Source organism: Deinococcus sp. (assembly GCF_025362455.1).
GTDB lineage: Bacteria > Deinococcota > Deinococci > Deinococcales > Deinococcaceae > Deinococcus.
On the sequence record NZ_JANYGJ010000179.1, the window covers coordinates 1 to 16,592 of the forward strand.

The following is a 16,592-nucleotide window of genomic DNA, read 5'->3' on the forward strand; positions in this document are numbered from 1 at the left end:
TGGGTCGCTGGTCGGGTCATTGCTGATGAGGCGGCACTCGGAGCGCCCCAGCGGCTCGCAGACGATTCAGCCCCCAACCATTCAGCCCCCAACCATTCAGGTCGAGCAGACGCTGCCCGTCCCGCCGCCGCGCCCGGCCCGCGCCCTGCCCTGGGTGGTGGGCGCCTTCGTGCTCTACGGCATGAGCCTGGTGATGGGCATGAACTTTCTGCCGCTGCTGGTGACCAAGACGCTGGGCGGCGACACCGCTCAGGTCGGGTTTCTGGTCAGCTTCTGCGCCTTTCTGGAGATTCCGATGATGCTGGCCCTGGTCACGTTGCGGCGTCTGCCCAGCCTGAGCACGCTCATCAAGCTGGCGCTGGCGTTGTTCGTGGTGCAGTTCGCCTTGACGGCGCTGGCGCAGGGAATGGCGCCGCTGATACTCAGTCAGGTGCTGCGGGCCGCCGGAATCGCGGTGATGGCGGGCCTGGGCATGACCTACTTCCAGAAGTTGATGCCGGGCCGCTTCACCGCCGCCACCACGCTGTTCGCCAACACCACCAGCGTGGGCGGCGTGCTCTCCGGCGTGGTGTCGGGGGCCTGGGCGCAGGCCTTCGGCTACCGCAGCGTATTCGTGCTGTGCGCTGTGCTGGGTCTGCTGGCCTGGGGCGTGATGGAGTTCGCGCTTCGGCGTCGCGGAGACGTGGCGGCGCCGGTACTCGGTGCGGAGCTGGAATGAGGCCCAGCGCCCGAATTCCAGCCGCCCAGTGTAGCTGGTGAATGGCGGCACTACTCCACGATAAAGAATATATACATCATAGGTTATCTACTTCCCTTATCCTCCAGCTTCAGCCGCTTCCAATACATCAGTGTTCCAGTCAGCCCCCCATGCGGCTTGAGGGCGTACCCCGGAATCTCACCGGCAAGCTGGTAACCGTGCTTCTCGTACAGGCCCGCTGCGCCGCCGTCGCTGGCCGTGTCGAGGACGATCAGGGTTCGCTGCCGGGCACTGGCCTGCGCCTCAGCCTCGCGCAGTAAGGCAGACGCGGCGCCCCGGCCTCGCCACTCAGGCCGGGTCATCATCTTGGCGATTTCAGCGCGGTGCGGCTGGTTGGGAGGACAGTCCAGTAACAGCGTCACGGTGCTGATCAGGCACCCGGCGACCCAGGCACCCAGAATAAGGCGCTCACCACGCGCCGCCGCCGCCATTGCCCCCGCCCAGAACGCCCGCGCCTGTGCGGCGGCCAGCGGGTGCATGAAGCTGACCGAGCCGCCAGCGGCGACCACTTCGGTGATCAGGTCGCAAAGCTGACTCAGGGTGTCTGGATCGCTGGTCAGGAGACGAATCTCAAAGCTGTCGATACCCGGTCCCATCATAGCCTCAGCTCCTGGCCAGCAGCACGCTGTAGCGGCATGGCTGCCCTGATTCGTTGGCGAACACCACATCCGACGGAGAGCCGAAACCCAGGCAATCGCCAGCACCCAGCACCGCACGAACCTGGCCTTCCAGGATGACCAGTTCGCCCACCTGCACCCAGACGAGTTGCCGGATGCGGGCGTACGACGCCGCCAGGAGCGCGATGCGTTGCCCGGCAGGCAACTCGATCTGCACCAGTTCCAGTGGATGGTCCGGGCGCATGAAGACCTGGCGCCGCAGGTACTGGGTGGCCGGGTCGCGCCAGCTCACCTGGTCGGCGGCGCGGGACAACCGTTCCCCCGTGCCCTCGGCCCGCAGTAGCAGGCCCGCCAGCGTCAGGTCAAAAGCGCTGGCCAGCCGCACCAGAATCACGGCTGTGGGGCTCATCTCTGTGCGCTCAATTTTGCTGATGGCCGCTTTGGACACGCCTGAACGCGCCGCCAGGTCGGCCTGTGACCAGCCGCGAGAGGTTCGCTCCAGATACAGACGTCGGGCAATCTGGGCCCCGGTTTCGTCCTGAATAGTGGTCATGCGTCTTTTATAGTGGATTGTTGCGATCAGCGCAAGACCATGTTCCGTGTGATGGGGCAGGTCAGACGATTACCGGGTACGTCCTCCTACCTATCCAGCCCTGATGACCGGCGGGCTGAGGCGGGGGCTGAAACGGCCAGGCGTGATGAAAAAGCTGACCCAGCAGGAGGGAAGAGGATCAATCTTCTCGTAACCCCGTTGTACTCCACTTGTATATATTCAGTCTCAGTAGACGTAGCGGCGTTCAATACAACGCGGGCGCCGCCGTGGTGGCCGCGCCCGCTTTGATTCAGTTAAAGGTGATGCTCAGCGATCAGCGCAGGCCGGCGTTGATGGCTTTGGCCAGCGTGCCCTGGGCGTCGTCGCCGTCGAGCGACCAGGCCATCGCGCCGCCCAGGCCTTTGGCCTTGATGTAGGCCACCTTGGTGGCGATGACCTCCGGATCGTCGTAGCTCCAGAAGGTGCTGCCGTCGTACTTCCACATCTGCTTGGTGAGGGGGTCGCGGTAGACGCTGCCCGGCGCATTCTTGAGCACCTTGTAGTCCTCGATGCCCGCGTCGTAGGTGCCGCGTGCCCCGCCTGCGGCGCTCTGGTACAGGCCGTTGTTGCCGCCCGCCACGCCGGTCCAGCCGCGTCCGTAGAAAGGAATACCGATCACCAGCTTGCTGGCCGGAATGCCCGCGTTCAGGAACGCCTGCACGGCGGTGTCCACGGCGTAATTCTTGACCACGCCGCTGCCGGGGTCGTTGGGGCTGGGGTAGAGGTTGCTGTGGAAGTTGCTGGGACCGGCAGCGTCGAAGGCGCCCCGGAAATCGTAGGTCATGATATTGATCCAGTCCACGGCGCTGTTGTAGGCCGCCGGTTCCTGGTTGGCGATCTTGTCAGCCCCGCCCGGCGCGGCGATGGTCAGCAGCAGGCCGGGGCGCACCGCGTCGAGCTGGCGGCGGAACTCCTGAAGCAGCAGCGTGAAGTTCTGCTTGTCGCCGGGGCTGACCGAGTTGTAGGCCAGCCCGCCACCGCCAGGGTATTCCCAGTCGATGTCGATGCCGTCGAAGACACCCGCCGCCGCGCCGGGTCCGCCCGCGCCGTCACTGATCGGCAGATCACCTTTGATGTAGACGTTGATGCACGAACTCACCAGCGCCTTGCGCCCGGCGTCGGTGCTGGAGGCCGCGCTGAAATGTCTGCTCCAGGTCCAGCCGCCCAGCGAGATCAGGTTTTTCAGGTTGGGATACTTGGCTTTGAGCTGCTTGAGCTGGTTGAAGTTGCCCTTGAGGTTCTGGTCGTAGACGTCGCCGACGCCGCTGACGCTCGACGCGGCGTCGAAGCTCTTGCCGTAGTCCGCGTAGCCGTCGCCGCCGTCGCCGTTGCCCGATTCGGCCCGCGTCACGATATCGCACTGGAAGCTGCCGCCCTTGTCATACAGGTTGCCGAAGGCGTAGTTGATATGGGTCAGGCCGCTGGCCGTGCCGCTGGTGTCGATGTTTTTGACCTGATAGTTGCGCCCGTAGATGGCCCACTGCGGAAAATAGGCGACCTTCTTGAACCCGCTCTGCGGTGGGGGCGGCGGTGATGGTGGGGTTGGGGGTGGGGGCGGCGGCGGATTGACGCTGGTCGTGAACGGCGTCACCGCCCTCCAGCTCGCGTCCTGGTTGTAGCCGCTGGGGGCGCCCGCACTCGGATCGATCCACAGCTCGGCGTTTTTGTGACGGATATAGCTGCCCGGCTGATTCTTGGCTTCCAGCGACACACCGCCCACCGTGCCGTCGAGCGCCGCTCTGGCACAGAAGGTCGCGTCGTTCTTAAACAGCGAGTCGCTGGCATTCAGCGGGTCGATGCGCACCCGGCTGCCCTGGTGGCGCAGGTACTGTCCGGCGCTGCCCACCGACTCGAAGGAGTAGCAGGCCGCGTCGGCCAGTCCGGCCACGATCTTCCAGTTGGCATCCAGCTTGAGGGCGTCGGCGCTGCTGGCGCTCACCACCTCCGTAACGCCCAGGGCGCCACTGTGGCGCAGGAAGCGGTCGGTAAAGCCGGGCGTCAGCACCTGGAAAGCGTAGGTACTGCCGGTGGTGAGCAGGCCCGTGGGAGATGTGGGCGGCGGCGGCGGAGGCGGGGGCGGGGGATTCACGCCGCAGGAGCTTACCTTGGTCCAGGTCTGACCGCTGCCGCTCACCCCGTTGTTGGTGGCCGGATCGTTGCCCTGGGTCCACCAGTTGGCGCGGTACGCCTGGGTGCCCTGGGTGACGGTATCGCCACCGACGTACACGGCACTGGCGGACCAGACCCCGCAGACGACAGCCTGCGCCTCAACGGTGGCCGAAGCGGTCCTGGCCGGGGCGCCGCCACTACAGGCCGACACCACCAAGCCCAGCGAGAGCAGCGCAGCCAGACGCAGCGCGGTTGAGCGGGGAGGCGAAGACAACGCGGTTTTCAACATGACACACCTCGACTACCCGGCGTGGACCGGGAAAAGAGACTGCACGACAACTCGACTGCACGACAACTCGCCGATGTGGAACACCTATAGAAAATCACAACCAGGTTAGCAGGTGGCATTGAAAATTTCCTTCTGTCTAGACAGGATGAGAATGCGGCCAGTTTTCCAAGCGCGTGTCAATCAGGGAAAACGCCGCGCAATGGGTCGCCTTGCCTAGTCAACCTGGCCGAATCGGCGGAATCTGATGCAGAGTTTCCGAGACTGGTGGCTAACAGAAAATTATTTTTATCAGGATATCGACCAGATTCACGCTGAATTCCAGGCTCGTCAAGACGTTCTGGGCGTCGACGTCTTTGAGCTGCTCGAAGCGGCTGAGCGGCAGATCGGTCATGCCCTCCATGCTGCCCATACCGACGGCCCATGCTGAGGGGGCGACGAGCCCTGACCAGTCACGGTAAAGGCTCAGACCAGCAAAGGCCCAGACCAGCCTCAGCCCTCCCACCCGGCACTCACCAGTTGTCCAGCTCGTTTTGCAGGCTCTCGTCGGCCCATTTGGCATAGATCTCGGCAGTCGCCACCGAGGCGTGTCCCAGATGCCGCGCCACGTCCTGCAAGGTCCGGCCCGACCTGACCAGGCGGGTTCCGGCGCTGTGACGCAGCGCGTGCAGCGACAGAAACGGCACCCCGACGTGCAGGCAGGCCCGGCGCAGGCGCAACCTGGCCGACTCCGGGGTGCCGCCGATCACCAGCTCCGCGCCCGGCAGCGGGCTGTCTGGCAGTGGGCTGCCCGGCGGCGGGCCGACTAACAACGGGCTGCCCGGCAACGGGCCGACTGACAACGGGCCGACCAGTAGCGCCGCCAGTTCGCGCCGCAGGCTGGCCGACAGGTTGACCACCCGCACCTTGTCACCCTTGCCCACCACCCGCAGTCGCCCGGCAGCCACGTCCACATCGCTCCGGCGCAGCCGCACGATCTCCGAGGCGCGCAGCCCGGCGTGGGCGCCCAACAGCACCGTGACCCGGTGGCGGGCGTCACCGACCTTCAGCAGCGCCTCGATGGCCGCCTGGGGATACGGCTGGCGTTTGTCCCAGCGGGCGACCTTATCGGCCCGTGGCCGCACGTCCAGAAAGGGGTCTACCGAGGTGGCCCCGGCCCAGCGCAGCGCCCGGTACAGCGAACGCGCCCCGGCCAGATAGGCGTTGACCGACGACGCCGAAAGCGGGCGGCCCGCCTGGGCTGAATCGGCTGCCTGCGGCTTGTTCTTGCTGGCCCGCTTGAGGTGCAGCTTCCCGGCCTCCAGCTCGCGCACGAACAGCGAGCCCTCATCGGCGCGGGGGCGCAGCAGGCTGACCGCCGCCCTGCCGGTAAACAGCAGCCACAACCGCAGCCCGTTGCGGTAGGTGCGCAGGGTGTGGCGGCTTCCGGCAGCGCCGCTGTGCAGGGTCAGGTGGGCCTCGGTCAGCGACCAGAGGGTCTCCAGATCGCGGTCACGGGCCGCCAGGACGGCCAGGCGTCGGCGCTCGCCCTCGTCCATCCAGGCGCGGGCGCGCTCCAGACTCCCGCCCTCGTAGCGGGCCAGGGTCAGCACCGGCAGCGGGGGGTGGTCAGGCAGGTGGGCGTCACTCACCCTTTGATAATAACACTTATCAAACCTCCAGCCAGCCAGAGGTCCGACCACAGACCGGGCAACCCCCAGTCCAGGCAACACAGTCCAGGCAACACAGTCCAGGCAACACACTCCCGGTCTTCACGAGTCCTCCCGCCGACCATGTTCAGCCGTCCATGCCCAGCCGTCCACACTCAGCCGTCCACACTCAGCCGAAGCGTTCCAGAAACGCCTCACGCCCTATCCAGGCGAGCTTTGCTTCGGGGGCGGCCAGCTCGCTGTGGCTACCGTAGAGCAGGCGCAGAAAGTGGAACCCGGCGCCGTACAGCCGGGCACGCAGCGGCGGCAGCGGCGCCAGGTGAAAGCCGTTGCGCTCCAGCGGCCCCAGAAACAGGGTGGCGGCGTAGACGATACGGGCCTGCTGGAGTTCGGGGCGCGTGTGCAGCGCGGCGCCCACGTCCCTGAGCGAGCGCTGAAAGGCGCGGTAGGCCACCAGCGAGCTGCGGCTGGCCAGGCCGACCAGCCTGGCGCTGTGCAGGTGCAGCTCGGCGCCGGGCGTTCCGGCGGGCACCGGGAGTCCCGGCGGCGCGGGGTGCGCGGCGACTCGCACCACGGCGTCGGCCCGCACCGCCAGGTCGATGACGCCGTGGGCGCGGGCGAAACGGGCGTCGACGTGTTCGCGGTAGGTGTGAATGGCCAGGTCACGGGGCACCGCCGCCCGCAATTCGCGCAGCTCACCTACCGGCATCAGGCGGTAACCGAGTGAACACCACTGCCGGGCACGGTCCAGATGGCCGGGCAGCAGCCGCATCACGGCGCCGCCTTCCGGCTGCGAGCGGGGCGGCGGCAGCACCTGAAGCCCCAGGCGGGCCAGCTCGGCCAGCTCAGCGAGGCTCGGCGCGTCGGTGGCCCAGCTTCGCAGCAGACCGCCGCTGAGCAGATCGAGCGTCAGGGGCGACTCTGGTGCGCCGTATCCGGCCAGTTCATGCCCGGCCAGGGCGGCGGCGCGAAGCGCGTCCGGCTGGCTGGCGACCAGGGCGGCGGGGATCAGCAGGGTAGCGTGCAGGTCCAGCTCGGCCAGGTGTTGCAGGGTCAGTTGCAGCTCGGCGCTCGTGCGCAGCGGGACGCTCAGGCCCAGTTCCGGGTGGCCGGGGTGACCGCCGCGCAGCGCCCCGTACATCCCGGCGCGAATCAGAGGCTGGGTCCAGTGCGGCGGGGCCGTCTGCCCGTCGGGGACAGCAGGCAGAGCAGTCGGAACAGGGGTCAGTGGGGCAAGCATGAAGGCAGTGTAGTGGAGCCGCCAGGACCGCCGGGGATGCCTGGACAGGCAGCGGTCATGCCGGTCTGAACCAGCGCCCTGAACGCTCTGTCTGGTTTGGACACTCTATCTGGTTGCGCCGAGGCAGCCGTCCTGACGCTGGGAGTGCAACGAACCGCGCCGGGTGGTTTACACTGTGTCAGCTCACGGCCTGTCAGCTCACGGCCCGCTAGCTCACGGTCCGTCCGCTCGTTGGGGTGAAGCTGAGTCGATTGGCGTTGAGCCCGGCTGGCGCCGATTTGGCACAGCCCATCAAAAGCACATCTTCGGCTGACAGGAATTGGTTAGCCTGACCTGAGTACGAGCCTCATCGGAGGAAACAGGTGCCCTTAAACCGACTCACTACGCTTCTGAAGACCGCTGTAACGAACAGCCAGACTGGAGACGATCTGGCCAGTGGTGAAGCCAGCACATCCGCGTCTGGGTTATGCATGTCTGGGTTGTTCACGTCCGGGTTGTTCACGTCCGGGTTATTCACGTCCGGGTTATGCATGTCTGGGTTATGCATGTCTGGGCCGTCCACGTGAAGCCGCTGCGTATCGGCCTGTTTACCGATACCTTCCTGCCCGACCAGAACGGCATCACCACCAGCGTCGGGCTGCTGGCGAGCGAGCTGAGCGCCCGTGGACATTGCGTCGACATCATCGCGCCGGACTTTCCCGGCTACCGCGAAGTGCGCCCTGGCGTGGTGCGGGTGCCCAGCCTGAGTTACCTGTACCTGCCGACCTACCGGCTGGCCTGGCCGGGGCGGCGCGACTTTGCCACCAAGTATGACCTGATTCACACCCACACGCCGCTGACGCTGGGCATGGCCGCCACCCGGCTGGCCCGCAAATGGGGCGTGCCGCAGGTGGCGACCTACCACACCCACATCGAGGCGTATACCCACTACCTGCCGGGTATGACGACCCTCCAGCGCCGCACCCGCGTGATTACCCGCGTGGCGGGGCTGCACTACCGCCGCGCCCAGGCGGTCATTACCCCCACAGTGGGCATGCTCGACGTGCTGCGCGAGATGCGGGTGGCCTGGCCGGTGGTGATTCCCACCAGCATCGACCCGCAATCACTTGAGGCCGGGGCCGCCACCCACAACCCCTGGCCTGCCGGACAGCGCCGAGTGCTGAGCGTGGGTCGCCTGGCCCGCGAAAAGCGCTTCGACCTGGTGCTCGACGCCCTGGCCCGCCTACCCGACGCCGCGCTGCTGCTGCTGGGCGAGGGCCCGGAGCGCTCGCACCTGGAGGCGCACGCCCGCGCCATCGGGGTGGCCGAGCGGGTTCAGTTCCTGGGCGTCAAGCCCTGGGAGGAGATGGGCGGCTACTACCGCTGGGCCGAGCTGTTTTTGTTCGCCAGCGACACCGAGACGCAGGGCCTGGTCTTGCAGGAAGCGCAGCTCATGGGCGTGCCGGTGGTGGCGGTGGGCGCACGCGGCACGCTCAGCGGCGTGCAGAGCGGCTCCAGCGGCTATCTGGTGGCGCCCGGCGACGTCGGCGGCCTGGTGGCGGCCAGCCGGAAGTTGCTCGACTCGGCGGCCCGGCACACCGCCTTTGCCGCGCAGGGGCGCCAGTTTGCCCGCCAGTGGACGCCGGGCATGGTCACCGAGCGCACCCTGGAGGTCTACGCACGGGTACTGGGCTACGAGGTGCCGGGCCACGGGATGCTGGGCCAGATGCCGCGCACCCTCACTCCGGGCCGGGAAAGTAGTTTTGTGTATGACCGGTGAGGTTCCTGACGTGGCGCCACAAAAACGGCAACACCCCGCTCTCCAGGCGCCGGGGACTGGTCTGGACCAGGGCGCCGGGCACGTAGGCGACGCTCCCCAGCCGGGCCAGCGCCTGACCGAGCATCACGTCTTCGAGCGCCCCCACGTCCGGATAACCTCCGGCCAGGTGCGCCGCCTGCCGCGAGAAGGCCATGTTGGCGCCCGCCAGATTGGGCCGCCCGATCCGGACGCAGACTTCCAGAAAGCTGCGGTAGGCCGCCCTGGAGACCAGTTGAAGCTGGGGCGTGCCGGAAAAACACAGCGGGCCGTAGAGCGCCACCCGGCCCGGCGCGGCGCCCCGGAGCCGCTCGATCCAGCGGCAGTCCGGCAGCGAATCGGCGTCGGTGGAGGCGACCCAGGCCGTGCGGGCGGCCTCCAGGCCGAGTTGCCGGGCGGGCGAGACCCCGACGCTGGTGCATTCCAGCACGCGCGCCCCCCAGGCGCGGGCCAGCGCGGCGGTCTGATCAGTGCTGGCGTTGTCCACCACGATCACCTCGGCGGGAAGCACGCTCTGGCGCCCGATGGCCTCCAGGGTCCGGCGCAGGTAAGCGCCCTCGTTGCGGGCCGGAATGACGACGGTGAACTCCGGCAGCGCGGCGCGGGTCAGCGGGAAATCCAGGGTCGCTCCATCCACCGGGCGGGGCCTTGCGTTCATGAGGAGGTCCGGCACGCCCTCAAGCTAGCAGACAATCTGTCACGGACCGTGCAGGTGAGCCGGGCCGCGCTGGCTGGGCGGGACAGGTCGAAGGCGTGCTGAGCCCGGTATGGTGAGCCCGATATGGTGAGCACAGTATGCTGAACCCGTCAGGTGAGCGCCCACCGTGTTAGGTCGCCTGCGCCGCCGGATTCTGGAAAAGATGCCGTTTCAGCCGGGGTCGCTGGGCACGGTGCTGAGCATGGCCGCCGCGCTGGCCTGCGCCGAATTCGTGCGCAGCGGCGTCTACGGCGCGTATCTGCCGCAGGCCGGACCTGAATTGCTGGGCGTGCCGCTCACCGCCGTGGGCGCGGCCTGGACCGCCCACTTCGCCGCCGATACCCTGATGCGCGGGGTGAGCGGCGCCCTGATCAGCCGCTACGGCCTGCGCCGGATGGTGTTGCTGGGCGCCGTGCTCAGCCTGGCGGCGCTGTCATGCCTGCCGATAGCGCATTCGGTCTGGGCGCTGATCGCGCTCTCGGCGGTCCACGGCGCGGCGTTTTCGGTGATCTGGCCCGCCACCATGAGCCTGAGCGCCGCCAAGGCCCGCGAGGGCTACCAGGGCCGGGCCGTCAGCACCGTCTCGGTGGCGGTGATGCCGATGGTGGGTGCGGGCTTTTTGCTGTTCGGGGCGCTGGCCCGCCGCACGGCACAGGCGGGCGTGCCGGTGCCGCTGCTGCTGGCGCTGGGCGTGCTGAGCCTGGGGGCCGCCTGCTCGCTGCGGCTGCCCGCCCGCCTGGCCCCTGCGGCGAAACCGGAGCCCCAGGGGGCGCCAAGTGAGTCCGGAACCGGCGTCTCCGGTGACCGTGCCGCAGCCGCTGCCCAGGGCGGTACCGTTGCCCGTGCGCTGCGCGCCGCCCGCGCCCTGGCGCCGCTGCTGCCCGCCGCCTTTATTCAGAACGTCAGCCTGTCGCTGCTGGGGCCGCTGCTGTTTACCCTGGCGCCGCTGCTGCAACTGGAGTACTGGGGCGTCGTGGCGCTGCTGCTGGTCGGCGGGGCGGCGGCGGCAGCCGGACTTCCGTTCATGGGTCGCCTGGCAGACCGGGGGCGCCCGCGCCTGATCCTGACGCTGGGCTTCGGGCTGGTGGGCACAGCCCTGGGACTGATCGCCACGCTGCCGCCGCTGTGGGCGCTGCTGGGGCTCTCAGCGCTGCTGGGGCTGGGCTACGCCTGCATCCTGCCCGGCTGGGCCGCGCTGGTCACCGCCACCCTGCCCGCCGAGCAACGCGCCGCCGCCTGGGGTACGTTGATGACCGCCGAGAACGCTGGAACCGCGCTGGGGCCGCTGCTGGGCACGCTGGCCTTCGCGCAGATGGGCGTGCGCGGCCCGTTTCTGGTCGGCGCCGTGCTGGCGCTGGGCACCGGCCTGGCGTATTTGCTGACCCGGCAAAGCACGGCGCCCAAACAGGCCGCTGCGTCTTGAATAGACCGTTTCGCTTCCCAACGCGCTTCGGTGTGTGCCTGATCGGCGGTCTGGCACTGGCCACCCTGCTGGCCGAGGTGCTGGGCCGCGCCGCCGGGCTGGGCGCCCTGGGCGCCGACCCTGGAGCTACCGATGCCGGGGCGAGCAATGCTGGTGCGAGCAACGCCGGGGCGAGAAACCGGGTGGCGCTGACCTTCGACGACGGCCCCAGCCAGCGCACCACCGAGCTGCTGAGCGTGCTGCACGGTGCAGGAGTGAGCGCCACCTTCTTCGTGCTGGAGGACGCCTGCCAGGCACATCCGGCTGAACTTCAGGCTCTGCTCGCCAGCGCTCACCAGATCGAGGCGCACGGCAAGGACCACCGCCACGCGCTGAGGCTGTGGCCCTGGCAGGAATGGGCACAGGTGAGGTGGCATCCCAGAGATGGGGCTGGCGCGGCGCCCAGGCTCTACCGTCCGCCCTATGGGGGGCACTCGCCCTTCACCCGGCTGCTGACCCGGCTGGCCGGACGGCGCGTGGCGCTGTGGGACGTGGAGTCACGAGACTGGACGGCGCCACCGGGCGATACGGCCCAGGCTCAGGCGCTGGCCCAGGCCACCGCCCGGCAGGTGCGGCCCGGCAGCGTCACCTTGCTGCACGACGGCCCCGCCGTGACGCCGGAGCTGCTGCGCGCACTGCTGGCGCTGCTGGCGGCGCGTGGGCTCCAGCCGGTCAGGCTCAGCGAGCTGCCGATGCGGCGCATTGGGCTGCGTGCCGGGCTCAGGCGCCTGCGGACGACGTATCACCTGAGCTGAGAGTTCAGCGTCTGCTGCCGGGCGTGCCGAGCAGGGCCACCAGGCGCTCGACCTGGGCCTGCTGGGCGGCTTCCAGGGTGCCCAGGGCCTCTTTCTGGAGGGCCTTCCAGGTGTCCAGGCTGCGTTCGGTGGTGCGGAGCACGGCGGCGTTGACCGTGAAGTGCAGGCTGGGCGAGCGCTGCATGGCGGCCTCGACCCCGCCGCCACGGGCGCCGAGCAGGGCGCCCAGGATGCCCTTTTCCTCGGCGCGGCGTTGGAGTTCGCGGCGCAGCGAACGGTCCTTGATGCGCTCGACGACCTCCCAGGCGGCGTCCTGCACCAGTTCACGGCCCGGCGCGGCGCGGTAGGCCTCGTACCACAACGCCTCGCCCTGACGGCCTGTGCGGGTAAAGAGCGCGTGGCCCGCCGCCGCCCAGGTCGTCTCGAAGTCGCGGGCGTCCTCGATCAGCACCCGGAGCTGGCGCATGCCCGGTTCCAGGCTCAGGCGGTGGCCTTCGGGCAGCACGGCCCAGGCGCTGCGGCCCTGTTCGTCCTGGGCCTGAAGCCCGGCGTAGGCGGCGGCCAGCGCTTCGGGCGTGTCCTGGGCGCTGCCGATGCGGCTCCGGTCGGCATATAAGGCCAGGGCGCCGCCGTCCTCGAAGCGGACCTCGTGGCGCAGGTGGCGCAGGCCCAGGCCCCACAGGTCGTGGGCACGGCCCAGCAGGCTGCTCATGGCGCCAGCGTCCAGATCACGGAGTTCGGCGTCGGGCAGCGCGGTTCGCAGCAGCGACTGTAGGGCCGTGCGGGCGGCGCCAGTCGTGGAGGCAGTCGTGGAGGCAGTCGTGGCGGCAGTCGTGGCGGCGGTCGTGGAGGCACTCACGTTCACAGCCTGTTCAGGCTCGGCCACCGCCGTGCGGGAAGGGTCTTTTTTGGATTTGCTGGCCTGGGTCATGGGGCTCCTTGAAGAGTGGGGGGAATGGGCAACAGTGTTGTGCGGTGGCGGGCGGCAAAGGGTGGGCGGCAACAGAATTAAAATGTCAACACCTCAATTCAGCATACTTATTCTGTTATATCACAACTCAGCTTCGGCTGGATAGGCTGGGGCCGCGCTGGCACGCCCCGGCCCGGTGCCCTCAGCGTATCGCCGGAGCCTGGCGGCGTGAAGGGATGGGCGGTGGGGGGGGGTTATGGGTCGGCTGAACGTATGGGTGGTCGGCGTCATGACCTTGCGCCTCGGCAGCATTACTCGGATTACTCGGCAGCATTACTCGGCGGGGTCAGGGGACGCGGCGGGGTCGAGCGGCCCGGCACTCAGGGTTTCCTCCAGGGCCTTGAGAATGCGCTGCGGATCGCTGGCCTGGGTCATGATTTCGGCCTCGGCGTCGTGGCGGTTGTGGACGTTGGGCAGGTCCCGGCGCAGTTCTTCGAGCAGACCGATGATCTTGGCGCTGCGCTGCTCGGTCAGCAGCACGATCTGGAGCTGAAGCTGCGAGCGCTGCTCGGCCACGCGGGCCTGGCGGGCCTGCGAGATCAGCACCGTGGCCGTGACGATCAGGCTCAGCACCCCGATCAGCCCCTGGAGCCAGAAAAAGGGTGGGCTGTCCCAGGGCTGGTGGGTCAGGAGGCTCAGCCCTGAGTTCAGCAGCGTCCACAGCAAAAACAGGCTCAGCACCGTGACGATAAAGGCCGGGCGGCCCAGCAGCGAGGCCAGGCGCTCGATGGGCCGGTGGAGGGTGGTCAGGTTGGCCTCGGCCTGCTGCTGAAGCAGGAGATTGATCTCGGCGTTCTGTTCGAGCAGCGAACCGAGGTGCGGGCCAACGAAATCTGGACCGCTCTCATACGGACTGCTCTCATACGGACTGGTTTCAGACGGACTGGCAAACTCTGGACGACTGGGAAGGCCTGACGGACTCATGGCCGTAGTGTCGCGCCCATCGGCGGCTCGGCGGCGCCTCTGGCCGTGACTCCCAAGAAGCGGTAAACGTCGGGTTGCGGATACTGGGCTACGAAGACTGAATTATTAAGACTGGGTTGTTATCAAGGCTGGGTTGTTATCAAGGCTGGGTTGTCCATAAATCCGCCGGATAAAGAAAACTGCAAGAGGCGCGGTGCTCTGCTGAACGCCAAGTCAGCAGGGTTTGAGCCGGTTCGCTGGCCGGTCCATTGGCTGACTTCACCGGCACGGTCGCCCGCCCCTACGTCCATAGCCGCCAGCACCACGGCGAACTCTCCCCCACCCATGACCAGTCACCCATGACCTCCCCCCGGCGATCTTCCGCAGCCCAGAGGCGCCAACCGCCGCCTGGCTGGGCGGTGCTGGCGGTGTTTCTGGGGCTTCAAGCGCTGCCCGGCGCCGTGGTGCTGTGGGCTCACCTGACGGCGCTGCCGGGGACCCTGCTGCCGGAGACCGTGCTGCCTGAGCCTGGCGCACTGAGCGGACTGGCCGTCCCCGCCTCGCTGGGCAGCGTCCTGGGCGGTTCGGGCCTGCTGATCCTGGCCGAAACGGTGAGTCTGGCCACGGCTTTGGTGGCGGTGCGCCTGCCCCGACCGATTACCTTGCCGATGCTGAGTTGCGCCGGAATCGTCGTGGCGCGGCTGGCCGTCAGCGGCCTTCAGCTCAGCGGTTTGAGTGACACCTCAGCGGTGGCTGCCACGTGGGACGTGCTCAGCAGCTTGGTCATCGCGCTGGGGACGCTGTGGTTGATGTGGATCAGCCGCCAGATGCTCGCCTCGCGCCAGCAGCTCCTGAATGACCGGGCCGAGCGTGACGCCCTGACCGGACTGCTGGGCCGGGCGGGCCTGAGCCGCCGAGTGAGCGAGCTGACCGGCAACCAGGACGCCGCGCTGATGATGTTCGATCTCAACGACCTCAAAAGCATCAACGACACCGGCGGGCACAGCGCGGGCGACGACCATTTGCAGCAAGTCGCCCAGGCCATCGAGGCCGCGCTGCCGCCGGGTGCGCTGCTGGGGCGCTGGGGCGGCGACGAGTTTCTGGCCGCCCTGCCCCGCACGCAAGACGACGTAGCCCTGAAATTTGCCGACAGCGCAGCCGCCCACGCCCCCCGGACCCGCCGCAACCTGCCGCCGTTCGCCGTGGGCGTGGCCCAGATGCGGGCCGGAGAGGACATGGCCCGCGCCCTGGCGGTGGCCGACCAGCAGATGTACGAAAACAAGGCCGCCTCGCGCCTGAGCCGCCTGGAAGGTGCCCAGGTCACGGCTGGCCGCAGCGATTCTGGTCGGGCCAGTGCTGATCGGGCCAGTGCTGGTCGGGCCAGTGCTGGTCGGGCCGCTTCGGGCGCACGGACAGACGGCAGGAGTGCCAGCAGCTACGTCTCGACCCCGGAGGAGTTCACCCGCATGCTGGAGGGCCTGGAAACCAAGCACGCCATCTTGCACGAGGGACTGGACACCCTGCGCAGGGTGCTGGGCTTTGACGGCAGCTCCTACTATCAGCAGCGCGGCGAGCTGATGTATCCCACCTACGTGACCGGCGAGGAGGAAATCACCCTGGCCGACCTCACGGCTCACCAGGGCCGCGCCAGCAGCAGCGGCATCGTCAGCCGGGCCATAGAGACATCGAGTACGGTGGGCACCGCCGACTACCCCTCGGACCCCGACGCGCTGAGCGCCTGGATCGAGCATGGCCTCAAAAGCGTGGTGGTCACCCCGGTGCGCGACGCGGGCGTGGTGGTCGGCATACTCGACCTGACCAGCTACCGCACCTGGCGGGCGATCACCCCCCAGGTCTGCCGCCTGCTCGAAGCCGTGGCGCTGAGGCTGGGCCACGTGCTGGAGCGCGACCGGGTGGTGGCCCAGGTGCAGCACACCTTCGAGGGCAGCTTGGTCGCCCTGGGCATGGCGCTCGAAGCCCGCGATTTCGAGTCGTTCGGGCACACCGAGCGGGTGGTGGCCGCCGCCGAGCTGCTGGGCGGCGCCTTCGACCTGGGATCACGCACACTGCTCGAACTGCGTCAGGGCGCGTATCTGCACGACATCGGCAAGCTGACCATTCCCGACGCGGTGCTGCTCAAACCCGGCAAGCTCGACGCCGAGGAGTACGCCGTCATCCAGCGCCACGCCGCCCAGGGCCACGCGCTGGCCTCGCGCATCGCGGGCATCAGCGCCCAGGCCCTGGACGTGATTCTCTCGCACCACGAGCGCTGGGACGGCCAGGGCTACCCGGCGGGCCTGAGCGGCGAGGCCATTCCGCTGCTGGCCCGCATCTTCGCGGTGTGCGACGTCTACGACGCCCTGACCAGCGCCCGGCCCTACAAACCCGCCTGGACGGTGCAGGCGGCGCTGCAAGAACTCGAAGCCCAGGCTGGCCAGCAGTTCGACCCGCGTATCGTGACCATTTTCACCGCCCTGGTCCGCACGGCGCCGCCCACGCCGGAAAACCCGGAGCCTGCCCCCCAGGCCAGCGCACCGGAACTGCCGGAGCCAGCTCAGCCTTTGCCGGGATCACTGACTCAGCCCTGAAGAAAAGGCGAGTTCTGGAGTTCGCGGCAAACGGGGACTCAGCCACCTGCACACCGCTCCTCCCGCGCTTGGTCGCTGAAATCGTGCGTCAACGGCCTCGAATCCTCGAATGAACATCAGTCATATCTGATGAAATTTTCCTTCATGTGCAAATTTTTCTAGACAATATGCG

Annotated in this window: 14 protein-coding genes; 5 read left to right on the forward strand and 9 right to left on the reverse strand. The window is 68.2% G+C overall.

What is annotated here, in order from left to right:
• The coding region (locus tag Q0R23_RS13395; RefSeq protein WP_293913764.1) for an MFS transporter at positions 1–718 on the forward strand (718 nt) is incomplete at its 5' end.
• Between the two features lie 83 nt (positions 719–801).
• Here Q0R23_RS13395 and Q0R23_RS13400 read toward each other — a convergent pair.
• From Q0R23_RS13400 to Q0R23_RS13425, 6 genes are all read right to left on the reverse strand, one after another.
• Positions 802–1,356: an N-acetyltransferase gene (locus Q0R23_RS13400; RefSeq protein WP_293913765.1), complete on the reverse strand. Its 555-nt coding sequence runs from the start codon at positions 1,354–1,356 to the stop codon at positions 802–804.
• A gap of 4 nt (positions 1,357–1,360) precedes the next feature.
• Positions 1,361–1,927 (reverse strand): helix-turn-helix transcriptional regulator, encoded by a 567-nt coding sequence (locus Q0R23_RS13405; RefSeq protein WP_293913766.1) that lies wholly within the window; start codon positions 1,925–1,927, stop codon positions 1,361–1,363.
• Between the two features lie 313 nt (positions 1,928–2,240).
• Positions 2,241–4,364, reverse strand: a complete 2,124-nt coding sequence (locus Q0R23_RS13410; RefSeq protein WP_293913767.1) for a glycosyl hydrolase family 18 protein — start codon at positions 4,362–4,364, stop codon at positions 2,241–2,243.
• 268 nt (positions 4,365–4,632) lie between these two features.
• The gene (locus Q0R23_RS13415) at positions 4,633–4,755 is read right to left on the reverse strand and encodes a hypothetical protein (RefSeq protein ID WP_293913768.1); all 123 of its coding nucleotides are present in this window, start codon (positions 4,753–4,755) and stop codon (positions 4,633–4,635) included.
• A gap of 118 nt (positions 4,756–4,873) precedes the next feature.
• Positions 4,874–5,992, reverse strand: a complete 1,119-nt coding sequence (locus Q0R23_RS13420) for a site-specific integrase (protein ID WP_293913769.1) — start codon at positions 5,990–5,992, stop codon at positions 4,874–4,876.
• 187 nt (positions 5,993–6,179) lie between these two features.
• Positions 6,180–7,250 (reverse strand): Sectered polysaccharide deacetylase, encoded by a 1,071-nt coding sequence (locus Q0R23_RS13425; protein ID WP_293913770.1) that lies wholly within the window; start codon positions 7,248–7,250, stop codon positions 6,180–6,182.
• 562 nt (positions 7,251–7,812) lie between these two features.
• Between Q0R23_RS13425 and Q0R23_RS13430 the strand changes: the two genes are divergently transcribed.
• Positions 7,813–9,009: a glycosyltransferase gene (locus Q0R23_RS13430; RefSeq protein WP_293913771.1), complete on the forward strand. Its 1,197-nt coding sequence runs from the start codon at positions 7,813–7,815 to the stop codon at positions 9,007–9,009.
• Here the strand turns inward: Q0R23_RS13430 and Q0R23_RS13435 are convergent.
• Positions 8,969–9,640, reverse strand: coding sequence for a glycosyltransferase (locus tag Q0R23_RS13435; protein ID WP_293913811.1), 672 nt, complete (start codon positions 9,638–9,640; stop codon positions 8,969–8,971). The two genes, Q0R23_RS13430 and Q0R23_RS13435, sit on opposite strands and share 41 nt — an antisense overlap.
• 229 nt (positions 9,641–9,869) lie before the next feature.
• Between Q0R23_RS13435 and Q0R23_RS13440 the strand changes: the two genes are divergently transcribed.
• Positions 9,870–11,165, forward strand: a complete 1,296-nt coding sequence (locus Q0R23_RS13440) for an MFS transporter (protein ID WP_293913772.1) — start codon at positions 9,870–9,872, stop codon at positions 11,163–11,165.
• Positions 11,162–11,959, forward strand: coding sequence for a polysaccharide deacetylase family protein (locus Q0R23_RS13445; RefSeq protein ID WP_293913773.1), 798 nt, complete (start codon positions 11,162–11,164; stop codon positions 11,957–11,959). Before Q0R23_RS13440 ends, Q0R23_RS13445 begins: the two co-directional genes overlap by 4 nt.
• Before the next feature lie 4 nt (positions 11,960–11,963).
• Here the strand turns inward: Q0R23_RS13445 and Q0R23_RS13450 are convergent, their stop codons facing one another.
• Positions 11,964–12,890: a DNA repair protein gene (locus Q0R23_RS13450; protein WP_293913774.1), complete on the reverse strand. Its 927-nt coding sequence runs from the start codon at positions 12,888–12,890 to the stop codon at positions 11,964–11,966.
• Between the two features lie 312 nt (positions 12,891–13,202).
• Entirely contained in the window at positions 13,203–13,853 is a 651-nt protein-coding gene (locus Q0R23_RS13455) for a DUF1003 domain-containing protein (protein ID WP_293913775.1), read from the reverse strand.
• A gap of 338 nt (positions 13,854–14,191) precedes the next feature.
• Between Q0R23_RS13455 and Q0R23_RS13460 the strand changes: the two genes are divergently transcribed.
• Positions 14,192–16,420: an HD domain-containing phosphohydrolase gene (locus Q0R23_RS13460; protein ID WP_293913777.1), complete on the forward strand. Its 2,229-nt coding sequence runs from the start codon at positions 14,192–14,194 to the stop codon at positions 16,418–16,420.
• Positions 16,421–16,592: the final 172 nt, after the last annotated feature.

Excerpts from the sequence above, each read along its gene's own strand:
- Q0R23_RS13450 (WP_293913774.1), bottom strand. The coding sequence starts at position 12,890 with ATGACCCAGGCCAGCAAATCCAAAAAAGACCCTTCCCGCACGGCGGTG.
- Q0R23_RS13460 (WP_293913777.1), top strand. The coding sequence starts at position 14,192 with ATGACCTCCCCCCGGCGATCTTCCGCAGCCCAGAGGCGCCAACCGCCG.
- Q0R23_RS13410 (WP_293913767.1), bottom strand. The coding sequence starts at position 4,364 with ATGTTGAAAACCGCGTTGTCTTCGCCTCCCCGCTCAACCGCGCTGCGT.
- Q0R23_RS13425 (WP_293913770.1), bottom strand. The coding sequence starts at position 7,250 with ATGCTTGCCCCACTGACCCCTGTTCCGACTGCTCTGCCTGCTGTCCCC.
- Q0R23_RS13455 (WP_293913775.1), bottom strand. The coding sequence starts at position 13,853 with ATGAGTCCGTCAGGCCTTCCCAGTCGTCCAGAGTTTGCCAGTCCGTCT.
- Q0R23_RS13415 (WP_293913768.1), bottom strand. The coding sequence starts at position 4,755 with ATGACCGATCTGCCGCTCAGCCGCTTCGAGCAGCTCAAAGACGTCGAC.
- Q0R23_RS13405 (WP_293913766.1), bottom strand. The coding sequence starts at position 1,927 with ATGACCACTATTCAGGACGAAACCGGGGCCCAGATTGCCCGACGTCTG.
- Q0R23_RS13400 (WP_293913765.1), bottom strand. The coding sequence starts at position 1,356 with ATGATGGGACCGGGTATCGACAGCTTTGAGATTCGTCTCCTGACCAGC.